This is a genomic window from Magnetospirillum sp. ME-1, from assembly GCF_002105535.1.
Lineage (GTDB): Bacteria > Pseudomonadota > Alphaproteobacteria > Rhodospirillales > Magnetospirillaceae > Phaeospirillum.
Genome location: NZ_CP015848.1, coordinates 2,191,584 through 2,203,069, shown reverse-complemented (window position 1 = coordinate 2,203,069; position 11,486 = coordinate 2,191,584). Strand labels below are relative to the sequence as shown.

The following is an 11,486-nucleotide window of genomic DNA, read 5'->3' as shown; positions in this document are numbered from 1 at the left end:
ATGACAACCCTGTCTATGTTGGAAGCCCTAGTGCAACGCTGCGAATCGGAGCAGCTGAATTTGTCGGGCGCAATCCAGTCTTTTGGCGCGTTGATCCGCATCGATTCAAAGTCGGGAACGGTAACCCACGTATCATCAAATCTTGCAGATTTTATCGGAACTAATCCTGCAAAAACTTTAGGTCAAAAATTGGAGACCCTGAACATCTTGCCCGTTGCATCCCTCGAGGCCCTGCCGGACCAGCCGGGTAGGCGTCTTCGCGTGGATAGTGTTGCAGAGTTCCTGGGAGGCCGAGTAGACGTATTGGCTATTCGTGGCCTCGATTTCATTCTTATTGAGATTGAGCGAAGCGCCGCGCCGAGTGCACCCATCCCCGTTCAACAACTGCAGTCCCCGCTGCTGTCTGTTCCCTATGATGATGACGAAGTCATGGAGCACCACAATATGCTGGTGCAAGCCTTTCAGACGGTGACTGGCTACGACCGAGTGATGATCTACCGATTTCAAGAGGATTGGTCGGGTGAAGTCATTTCAGAGGCAACGACGAAGGCACTGGGAAGCTATTTAGGCTTGCGGTTTCCAGCCAGCGATATTCCGGCCATTGCCAGGAATCTCTATATCCTCAATCCTTGCCGAATGATCCCAGACGCCACAGCTCAGCCCGTGCCGCTGCTCGGGTTGGGGGATGTCCCCGCGGATTTAGCTTGGTCCGATCTGCGCAGCGTTTCCCCGGTTCATCTAGAATATCTCAATCATATGGGGGTTGGAGCTTCTTTCTCGGTGCCTATCCGAGTTACCGGCAAGCTGTGGGGGCTTGTCGCCTGTCATAGTCTCAAGCCTCACCTCCTGTCTCATGATCAACGTTCGGCATGTGTCTCTCTGACTAATGCCTACAGCCTTGGTCTCACCTCCCATTTTGCGGGACGGCGCATTCAATCTCTGGATAGCCTCGACCGGCGCATCGAGAAAATTCTTGAGGCTCTTGCGCAACACGAAGACCCGCTAGACGGCATCGACAAGATGAAAGATCAGTTGATGGAGGCTATGGCCGCACAGGGGTTTGCTATGGCCATCGGCAATGATGTGGTGATCACCGGTGAGGCCCCTGATCTAGATGGTATGGGGTTGATAGACGATTGGTTTCTGAACGAAAGCCGTGACACGGTCGTGATTTCAGATCACCTAGACGATCTTTTTCATGGTCAAGTTGTCTTGCTTGCTGTGGTCAGTGGCATGGTCGCCATAAAGGCGCGCTCCTTGCGGTCTGGATGGGTCCGCTTTTATTGGTTTAGGCCCGCTCTAGCCCAGGAAGTCGCTTGGGCTGGAAACCCAAACAAGCCGGTGGTGGAAAAAGCAGGCGTAGTAATGCTCTCCCCCCGACGATCTTTCGAAAAATGGATCGAGGTCAAATCTGGCTTTAGCCGTCCATGGACTAATGACGAGAGGATGACTGCGGCTAGATTCAGAAACACATTGCTCCAATGGTTATAACCACGGGAATAATGTCCTCTCGCGATAAAGCGCGGTGTTAATATGAATGACAAGCAACAGCTCGAAGCAGAGCGGCAGATGCAGGACGAAGAAGACCTTGCGCTTCGCAGGCTTGTTTCAGACGGGCCCGGGGCGGGGCAGCGCCTTCTTGAAGAAACTCTCCATAATTTAAGAGTCCATGAGGAAGAACTTAAGGCCCAGAATGATGAGCTTCAGCAGGCTCGCGAGGATATCGAGAGGCAAAATAACAAAAATCGCGATCTTTTTGACTGTGCTCCAGTAGGATACTTTGTGCTTGATGATCGGCTTTCAATAATCGATGTCAACATTGCGGGCCTTAAACTTATTGGAAACGACAGAGCCCATGTCATTGGCATGCCATTCCGAATGTTTGTGGATGGAAAAGTCCGCCAGGAGGTGGATGGGCACTTTTCCATGGTGAGGGCGCATGGCAATGCCTCTACAGAATCGCGGCTTGCGCCACATCAAAAAGCACCTGTTCCAATCATCTTGAAAAGCGTTCGCCTTGGGACTGAGTGGGGCGAGGGGTGGCGGTGCCTCACTACGGTAATGGACATTACCGACCGAAAAGTTGCAGAGGAGACGGCGTCCCGACATTCTGCTGAATTAGCGATCACACGCGATAAGCTTGCCTTGATTATTGACTGCATGCCACAGCATATCGCAGTTCTTGACCGTCATGGGGTGATAACTCTTGTCAATGAAGCTTGGCGTAAGTTTTCTATTGAAAACGGTGGAAGCTCAACATTTTGCATTGGTGAATATTATGGGTCTGTATGCGGTGGTATGGAGGCGAGTGAGTGTCCCCCACAGTTGACCCTTCATACTCTAATGGATGTGATTACTGGTCAGTCACCAGGGATTTCTCTGGAATATCCATGCCACTCGCCGACGGAGCAGCGTTGGTTTAAGATGGATATTTCTCCAATTTCTGGTGCTGAGCCCGGTGCTATCGTTGTTCATACTAATATAACTTCAAGAAAAATTATGGAGATGAATGTACAAAATAGTAGAGATCGATTTTCTGACTTTGCGCGGTCATCGTCGGATTGGTATTGGGAAATGGATGAGAATCTCAGATTCACTTGGTTCTCGGAAAGATTCTCATATGTAACTGGTCTCGATCCCCAGGAGGTAATTGGGAAAACAAGGGAATACCTAATATCTGAAATTGCTCCTGAGTCTCTTGTGGGTCATCAGGGTGACTTATCCGCTCGGCGTCCATTCCGTGATTTTGACTATGCCATCGATACTGGCCGTGGGAAAAAATATCTTCGAATCAGCGGTGTCCCGGTATTCGATAAGGAATGTGGGTTTATTGGATACCGTGGAACCGGCTCTGACGTAACCGCAATCAAAGAAATTGAAGCCCAGCTAAGAGAAAGCAAAAATGTGGCAGAGGCTGCTAACAAGGCCAAGTCACTTTTCCTGGCCAATATGAGCCACGAAATTCGTACTCCCATGAACGGCATTATCGGAATGGCCCATTTAGCCCTAGGTGGGGAACTTCCTGCGAAGCAACGTCACCACATCCAGTCAATTAAGCAGTCTGCTCAACGCTTGCTGGGAATCATCAACGATATCCTTGATCTTTCTAAGGCTGAGGCCGGTAAGGTTGTCATTGATGCGGCTCCCTTCGATCTGGCCAATCTCATCGACGAGGCAATCAGTGTTGTTGCTGCGCAAGCCTCTGAAAAAAGATTGCCTATTAACGTTCGAATCGCTTCAGAGGTTCCACGTGGGGTGATTGGAGACCCACTTCGGATCAGGCAGATACTCCTGAATTACCTGAGCAATGCGGTAAAATTTACAAGCTCAGGCGGAATTGACGTTGATGTTCAGATTGAAGGGGGGAAGACAGCGCCGCCGACCAAGTTGCGGTTTGCGGTTTCTGATACCGGGTGTGGCCTCACTCCGGAACAGCAGGCCACACTATTCCAGTCCTTTCAGCAGGCTGAAGCATCAACCTCAGCAAAGTTCGGCGGCACCGGATTGGGGCTCGCAATTGCACGGCAATTGGCGGAATTAATGGGGGGGCAGGCTGGAGTTGAAAGTCAATATGGGAGCGGAAGTACCTTCTGGTTCACGGTGCAGTTCCAAGGGGCTGTGGATGGCGTTGATTGCCCATCAAAATTTTTATCACCCATAAAAATTCATAATAATTTTGCTCATCAAGACCATTCCATATTGCAAGGTGCGCAAGTTCTTCTGGCAGAAGATGATCTTACCAATCAGATGGTTGCCGTTGGTTTGCTTGAGGCTGCAGGAATGTTGGTTGATGTGGTAGGAAACGGCGCTGCTGCTGTAGAAAAAGCGGCCTCAGGGAAATATGAAATTGTTCTGATGGATGTCAGAATGCCTGGAATGGATGGCATTACCGCGACACGTCTAATCAGAGAAAATGTGGAATTGTTGGATTTGCCTATTGTCGCCATGACCGCCAATGCGATGAATGAGCATAAGGATGAATGCCTTGCGGCCGGTATGAGTGATTTTGTGAGCAAGCCGTTCCAGCCTGAGCAACTCTACGGCGTTATTCAAAACTGGGTCACCGGCCTAGCTGAGGCATCCATTCTTGGGACAGCAGGAATGAATGCCATGTCAGGACGCGATCTGCACGTGCCCTCTGAGATCAGTGGTTTAAATGTTCGTGCAGGTTTGCGGCGCGTCGCGGGAATGAAGAAGCTTTACCTTTCCTCACTTCAAAGCTTTGTCCAGGAGCAAGGAGATATTGTGCTCCGCCTCCGCCGGGCAATCGCCAATCGCGATTTTGAAACTGCAGGACGAGATGCGCATACCTTCAAGGGACTGGCCGGTATGATTGAGGCCAAGGAAATTGTTGGGATCACAGAGGATATTGAGGCCGGGTTAGAGGCTTCGGACATCTCGGGAGTGATGCGCTTGGTTGACAACCTCGAAGGGCTGTTTCTCCCGCTTTTGGCCTCAATTAAGGACGCAGTCGGGAGCAGTGGTTTGGAATTTTCTAACGGAGATCAATCTCGTGGATAATGCAGTCCGTCGCGCCGTTATCGTTGAAGACAGCCCGCAGATGCGTGAATTGATTCGCATGGTTCTCGGCAGTCTCGGCTTTCAGAAAATCGTTCAGGCATCGAATGGAGCCGAGGCCCTTGATGCGTTACAAGCCGAACACACTGATCTGATCATTATGGATTGGATGATGGAAGTCATGGATGGGCTGGAGTGTACGCGTCGGATTCGTGGAGGGGTAAATGGCATTGATCCTGCGGTCCCAATAGTCCTTCTTACCGGGAATAAGGGCAAAGAATCAGAGGCATCTGCTTATAATGCCGGTGTCAGCGTTTATCTGGAGAAGCCTTTTTCAATAAAACAACTACATTCTGGCGTGATGAAGGCGTTAGGATTAAATGGTGTTGGTGTGTCTTGAGTAAGTCCTTTGAAAGGATTGATGATCGTTATGGCCTTCGTGATCATTTGCGAAGTTCTACAAAAGCAGCTCATCGCCTGATAGACCATCATCCATTGATGCGGCATCTGATTCAAGAAGGGCTTACGTGTCGTGTATATGGAGATATTTTAGTTGCTCTTTATACGTTACACGCCCCAACTGAACGGGCCCTCTTGGAGTTTGTGCCGGAAACTGATGTCCCGCGTCGCAGTGATCTTTTGAAGTCAGATATTGAAGAACTTGGACGAGTTAGTGATCTTGTTACGCCAAGTGTCCCCCAATGGGACGGAAAGGCCCCATTAACGCTAAATGATTATATTGGGATGCGGTATGTTATTGAAGGCTCTGCCATAGGAGGTCGTTCTATTCGAGAGAAGTTGATGGTTAATTTAGAGTGCAGCTGTAAACATGTGATGAGATTTTTTGATGGTCAACATGACCGCTCGCATTGGCAACGGTTCTGGGTTTATGTTGATCAATTGGACAGTTTAGATGCGACCTTAACCGCGAGTGCATCGAACGAATTTTTTCATGAAATCAGTGAGTTGTTTGATCGGCATCTGACCTATCGGAACAACCTATTGACGGCGGGATTGAAGCCGAGTTCGGTATAAGCCAATGCGTGCCCCCGCAACCACAGACAGTTGACTCCCCGGCCCACCAAGGTCGGGGAGTTTGCTTTTGAGCTCTTGGCCCGCCGCCAGGGCCACGATCTCCCCCAATATGCCGTGTACTTCCATGCGCATGCCGTCGGGGGCATCGGGGTCAGGAGACATCACGACCCGCCCGATCAGCTGACGGATCAGCTCCGTCGCCTCGGTCTTGATCTCGGGGTCGTTGAGGGACTCTGCCAGCTCCGCCACCTTGGTGGCATACACCTCGGCCAAATTGGGCATCAGCGCGATCACACTGTCGTCGTGCTGCTGTGCCAGTTCGGCTTCGATCTGGGCCTTCTCCGCCTCGCGGTCGCGCAGGCGGTCCAGGATCGACTTCGGAGCGGTGCCAGCCTCCACCATGTCCAGCATATGGTCGATGGCCTTGGTGGTCTCTCCAAGGCGCTTCCGGAGGGTGCTCTGCTTTGCGGAGGCATCCCGGCGGGCGGTCTTGATCTGCTGCTGTATCTCCGCCATGAAGGTCTGCACCCGCTCGGGGGCCATCAGGGAATGCCGCAGGCAGGCCAGGATGCGTTCTTCGATCTTCTGGCGGGTGATGGTGATGCTGTTGGTGCACATGCCGGTGCCCCGCTTGCGGTTGTTACAGCCGTAGCGGTCCTTGCCGATGATGATGTAGCTGCCGCCGCAACATGAGCAGCGCAGCAGCCCGGTCAGCAGGTACTTGGGGCGGTGGTTGGCATTGAGATCAACGCCGTGATCATCGTTACTGGAGCGGCCTGCGGTCGCCCTGCGGCCAACCTCTTCCAGCCGGGCCTGCACCGTATTCCATAGTTCGTCCGAAACGATACGCAGATGGGGCACCTCGGTGATCTGGAACTGCGAAGGGTCGTTGAGGCGGGCGACACGCTTCCCGGTTTTGGGCATGCGGATGAAGCTGGCCCGACCCCACACCAGCCGACCTACATATAACTCGTTGCGAAGAATGCCCGTGCCACGCTTACCTTGCCCTCGCAGGGTGGTATTGCGCCAGGGGCGTCCGCCGGGGCCTGGAACACCCTCGCGATTGAGCCTTGCTGCAATTTCCTCGGGGGTGATTCCGCTGGCGTACATGGTAAAGATTCGCCGCACCACCTCGGCCTCTTCTTCAACGATCTCGCGTTCTCCGGCTTCGGTGGTTTTGCCGTTCTTGGTCGGGGGGAGGGCTTGGTATCCATAGGCCAAACCACCGGCCACCTTGCCCTTGGCGATACGGCCCGCCTGACCACGGCGGGTTTTCTGACCGAGGTCCTTGGAGAACTGCTGAGCGACCAGTCCCAGCATGGAGACGTGCATGTCGGTGATCTCACCCGAGTGCAGGGCGTGTATCCGAATCCCCTCGGCGGCGAGGATGTCGTAAATGCCAGCCAGATCGGCGAGACGACGGCTCAGCCGATCAACGCCTTCGCAAATGACAACATCGAACCGATGGCGCTCGGCGTCGGCCAGCATGCGCTGATACTCGGGGCGGAAGGCCGAGCGACCGCTGATTTCCGGGTCGGCATAGACCTGAACCACTGACCAGCCCAAACGCTCAGCGTAGGCACGGCACTCCCTCACCTGGTCGTCGATGCTGGACTCGCTCTGATTGTCGCTGGAGTACCGCGCATAAATCACGGCACGAAGGGGGCGGGTGGGGGCACCATTAGCAAAGGACATCGCGACCTCATGTTTGGCCAGAGGTTTTGCTCTGGCTGTTACAATGAGGCCCCTTTCCGTCCTTGGAACTTGGGGCCAGTTATGAATCCAATACTGCGATTTCAGGCGGCTTTGGTCAAGGCCAACAGCAGCTCAGCAAGAAGTTCCGGTGGCCCTCCTTGGCCGTTGGAACCTTAACCTTTAGGGGCTCTCTACCAGGCGGGAACCGTGATCAAGAGGCGGATTTAAGCACGGCCTCATTCACCCGTTTGAACCCCTGGGAGATGCCCAGGTTGTGGAGAGGCAGGGTAATCTTGGCAATGCCGTCCACCATGGACAGTCGCACCATGGTGCCGGACTTGGGGACGTTGATGATGGAATCCACCACCCAGACATCCCGGTTGCGACCGTCGCTCTCATACAAGTCGCCGATGGCGACATTCACCACACCCGCGTTCAATTCCTTGCCCTCCCACCCGAAGGGCGTGGTCATCGCATAACCTGGAGTTTCGATGCAAGACTCGAACGGTGACATTATTATTACCCTCTGAGCAGTGGGGGCAGCATGACATGCCCCAGGCCGAAGCCATCATGGCCATATTCGGGCACCTCGATTCCCAGATGCTGTTGCAGCCACAGGGATACCATGGCGCGGTGGCACCAGTCGGCCCCGCCGGGCCTCTCATAACAGACCAGGGTGGGTGTCTTTCCCCCCGCCATGGACATGAGATCGGCCACCACCTGCACAGGGTCGAGACGGCCCAGGATTTCGCCGAAATACCGCTCGATGTACTCCTCTTCATTGGCGGTCCTGAACCAGGGGCCGGGGGCCAAGGCCTTGTACTGCCGGTACCCTTTGGCCATGCCGCGAGGGGTTCCCCGACTGATGCCGATCACCTGGCAGGTGTCGGGAAGCTTGGTGTACCAGGAAGCGGTCAGCATCATTCCTCCTCCTCGTCGTTGATGGCCTTGCGAAGGTTCAGGACGGTCTCCTGGTAGCGCCGCCCTGACTGGAGCATCTGGGCCAGAACGTAGTACCGCTCCGTGGTGGCGAAGGTATTGTGCCCCAGCAGGCCCGCAGCAAGGCGGACATTCTCGGGATCATCCACCGCCATGGAGGTGGCCGCGCAGTCTCGGAACAAATGGGGCCACACGGCATGGCCGAAGGCATCCTTGGTGCGCTTCTTGATCTGGTCCCTGATGGCATGTTCGATCATGGCGGTGCCCCAGCGCGACACCCACAGGGACAAGGTCATCGGCGTGCCCTTCTTACGCCTGGCCAACAGGACGGGGCGGTGCTTGATCAGGTAGTGCTCCAGCCGCCCGATCAGGGCATCGGGAATCGGCATATCGATCTCGACCCCGGTCTTGGTCTCCTCTGGTGAGAACCGCAGCCAGCAGCCGGTGCCGTCGCTGACCAAGTTGACTCCCAACTCGATGCTGGAGATGTTGCGCATGCGCATGGGGCGGGTGATCAGAAAGGCGATCAGCAGCCCGTCGCGGTACTGGGTGGCGGCGAAGTAGGGATCAGGATCACCGTCCTCGGCGGTGTCCATCAGGCGCATGCCGAGATCGAGCAACGCCTTGGCCGAGACCACTGCGGCGCGCTTGTCGCGGGACGGTTCGGCCCAACCCTTGAGGTCCTGGTACAGGTGGCGCATCCAGGCCCAGTCTGCTTCCGGGCTGAGAACCGCCAGCACACGTCCAAGCGCCCCCACCATCATGCCGACGCTGACTGGCGAGACCCGCTTGATCAACTGCTCGACAAACAGGGTGATGCGCTCGGGAGACACTCGGTCCTCGGGAGAATCGTCGGGATTGAGACGGTTTTCGGACTGGAGAAAGGCCAGCCACTGGCCATACGCCTGCTCGCAGATGCGGCGACGGCGCGGCGACCATGTGCTGGCGACGGACGCTTACCGGATGGACGGCATGTCGTACATCCCACGACACTTGTGAAGACCGAGATGATTGAGCGCGGCGTGGTCCGAATTGAGGAAGGCCGGATCGTAGCCTTGCCTGCGACGAGAGATGATGGGGGGGCAAACCGCCCTGTCGACAATTCATCGGACAGTTTTTTTGAGGTGATGGAAGGCCTTGATAAGGCGCTTCCCGCAAGACTGTTGTCATTCCTGGATAAGGTGCGCGAGATTGGCGTGGAGCCGGAGTTCAAGCGGTCATTGATCCTGAGGTATAACTCCCCAGAGGGTGGTGCGTACAATCTTGGCACTATCTCTCGGAGTGGAGAGTTGTGGACCGATAGAATTGACGATGCCTCACGACTTTCTCATGACGTTGCAAGGCCATATATTGAAAACCTTGCCAGACTATTTGAGGGGCGCGTTGATCAGCGAAACCAGTACTGGTACGTCCGGGTGGGCAATAGGGTTCCTAAGATCACCGCTATTGCCGATAAACTGCCTGGATGGGTCGATGAGATGGCGCGGCTAGTTCGAGCCATTCGTGCAGAAGAAAATGAGCAAGGCAGCGGCGCAGGGACGTATCTGTTGCCTTTGTCAGGATAAGGGCATGAGCTACATTTTCTACGACACTGAGACCACCGGCCTGAGTGCAGGATTCGACCAGATTCTCCAGTTCGCCGCCCTGATCACCGACGATGACCTGAACGTCGTCGAGGAGGTCAATCTTCGCTGCCGGGCGATGCCCCATGTGGTGCTGTCGCCGGGGGCGCTGCTGATCACCGGCATGCGCCCCTCCGAGATTGCCGCCGCCCCCTTGTCCCATTACCAGATGATCCGCGAGATCGTGGCGCTGATCCGGCGGCATTCCCCCGCCTGCATGGTGGGGTTCAACAGCCTGGGCTACGACGAGGGGATGCTGCGCCAGGCATTCTATCAGACCCTTCATCCGGTCTATCTCACCAACACCGGCGGCAACACCCGCATGGACATGCTACGCGCCGCCCACGCCGTTGCCCAGTATGCCCCCGATGTGCTGACCCTACCGACCAACGACAAGGGTAGGGTCTCGTTCAAGTTGGAACGGCTGGCCGCCGCCAACGGCCTGCTGCATGACCATGCCCACGACGCCTTGTCCGACACCATGGCGACACTGGCACTGGCTCGGTTGGTCCGTGACAAGGCCCCCAAGGTGTGGGAGGGGCTGTGCCGGACCCGCAGCAAACAGGCTGCCGGTGATTTCGTCTCCGGCAACGAGATGTTCTGGGCCACCGACATGGCCTTCGGGGTTCCCTCGATCCTGGCCGGTGCCATCTGCGCCAATCCCGAGAATCCATCCGAGGTGGCTGTGTTCGATCTCAGCCTTGATCCCATGCCCTATATGGGCATGGGGGTGGACGATATACGCCAACTGCGCAAAGCCCAGCCACGGCTGATCCGTATCGTGAAACTGAATGCCCAGCCCATTTTAATGCCACTGGACATGGCCCCGGCTTCGGTCTGCGCAATAGACATGGATGTTGCTCGTGAACGTGTTCAGCAAATTGAGAAGAACACATACTTCGCCGACGCGGTCGGGCTGGCCGTGGCTAGCCGCTATCCCGAAAGACCGCCCGCCAATTACGTGGAGCAGCGCATCTACGACGGCTTTCCCAGTCGGACGGATGCCAACCTAATGGAACAGTTTCATGCCGCCCCTTGGATCGAACGCCCGGCCATTGTCGCCCAACTGGCCGACGAACGACTCAGGGAATTAGGCGAACGGCTGATCTATCTCGAAGCCCCGTCGATCCTGCCCGATGATGTTCGTGGCCGTTATGACGCATGGCGAGGGGACCGTGTCTGCGCCGATCAAACAGCCCCTTGGGTTTGCTTGGCATCGGCTCGCAATGAGTTGGAGAAGTTGAAGGTAACGGCTACCGAAGATTTCGGCGACCTGCTGGAGGAAATCGGAGACTATCTGGAACAGGTTTCTGATGAGATCGGTAGGGAGCAGGCAAACCCCCAGGGCAGTGAAGAGATGTTCTATTTGGACAAGGATGGCAACAAACAGGACGCCGATCTCTACGACATCGACTACAAGATGCCTGCCCACCTGGATTTCAGCAATCCTGAAACTGTGAGGTTCTGGGAAAAGTACCGGAAAGAGAACCCCGAGGCGTTCGATTTTAGCTGAGTGCAATTAGCTGCATCCCCCATTTTTTGGGAGATGCTGTTTGGGGCGGCTTGTTACTTTTGGCAGGAGAAGGGAGGGCCGAATGAAATTCCCCTTTGCGCTACTACTGCTCCTACTGGCTGGGTGCTCAGCTCCTGATAACAGGCCGCTGGTGATCGAGTTGC

Annotated in this window: 10 protein-coding genes; 6 read left to right on the top strand and 4 right to left on the bottom strand. The window is 55.2% G+C overall.

Features of this window, described 5'->3' with window-relative positions; genetic code table 11:
- From WV31_RS10155 to WV31_RS21555, 4 genes are read left to right on the top strand one after another with little or no spacing between them, the layout of a single operon-like run.
- Positions 1-1,491: a GAF domain-containing protein gene (locus tag WV31_RS10155; protein ID WP_085373462.1), complete on the top strand. Its 1,491-nt coding sequence runs from the start codon at positions 1-3 to the stop codon at positions 1,489-1,491.
- 42 nt (positions 1,492-1,533) lie between these two features.
- On the top strand, positions 1,534-4,521 hold the full coding sequence (locus WV31_RS10150) for an ATP-binding protein (RefSeq protein WP_085373460.1): 2,988 nt from the start codon (positions 1,534-1,536) through the stop codon (positions 4,519-4,521).
- Entirely contained in the window at positions 4,514-4,918 is a 405-nt protein-coding gene (locus tag WV31_RS10145) for a response regulator (RefSeq protein ID WP_112147300.1), read from the top strand. The genes WV31_RS10150 and WV31_RS10145 overlap by 8 nt, the downstream gene beginning before the upstream one ends.
- On the top strand, positions 4,915-5,553 hold the full coding sequence (locus tag WV31_RS21555; RefSeq protein WP_168185897.1) for a biliverdin-producing heme oxygenase: 639 nt from the start codon (positions 4,915-4,917) through the stop codon (positions 5,551-5,553). Before WV31_RS10145 ends, WV31_RS21555 begins: the two co-directional genes overlap by 4 nt.
- Here the strand turns inward: WV31_RS21555 and WV31_RS10140 are convergent.
- The 4 genes from WV31_RS10140 to WV31_RS10125 form a co-directional block, all read right to left on the bottom strand.
- Positions 5,518-7,248, bottom strand: coding sequence for a recombinase family protein (locus WV31_RS10140; protein WP_085373457.1), 1,731 nt, complete (start codon positions 7,246-7,248; stop codon positions 5,518-5,520). The genes WV31_RS21555 and WV31_RS10140 overlap by 36 nt on opposite strands.
- Positions 7,249-7,459: 211 nt before the next feature.
- Positions 7,460-7,720 carry a hypothetical protein gene (locus WV31_RS10135; protein ID WP_085373456.1) on the bottom strand — a complete coding sequence of 87 codons (261 nt, stop codon included), beginning with the start codon at positions 7,718-7,720 and terminating at the stop codon, positions 7,460-7,462.
- A gap of 47 nt (positions 7,721-7,767) precedes the next feature.
- Positions 7,768-8,172 carry a DUF488 domain-containing protein gene (locus WV31_RS10130; protein ID WP_145980806.1) on the bottom strand — a complete coding sequence of 135 codons (405 nt, stop codon included), beginning with the start codon at positions 8,170-8,172 and terminating at the stop codon, positions 7,768-7,770.
- Positions 8,169-9,020: a site-specific integrase gene (locus WV31_RS10125; RefSeq protein WP_085373453.1), complete on the bottom strand. Its 852-nt coding sequence runs from the start codon at positions 9,018-9,020 to the stop codon at positions 8,169-8,171. Before WV31_RS10125 ends, WV31_RS10130 begins: the two co-directional genes overlap by 4 nt.
- 174 nt (positions 9,021-9,194) lie before the next feature.
- Between WV31_RS10125 and WV31_RS21550 the strand changes: the two genes are divergently transcribed.
- A complete protein-coding gene (locus WV31_RS21550) occupies positions 9,195-9,752 on the top strand; it encodes a hypothetical protein (RefSeq protein WP_145980805.1) in 558 nt (185 codons plus the stop codon).
- 4 nt (positions 9,753-9,756) lie between these two features.
- A complete protein-coding gene (locus WV31_RS10120; RefSeq protein ID WP_168185896.1) occupies positions 9,757-11,322 on the top strand; it encodes an exonuclease domain-containing protein in 1,566 nt (521 codons plus the stop codon).
- Positions 11,323-11,486: the final 164 nt, after the last annotated feature.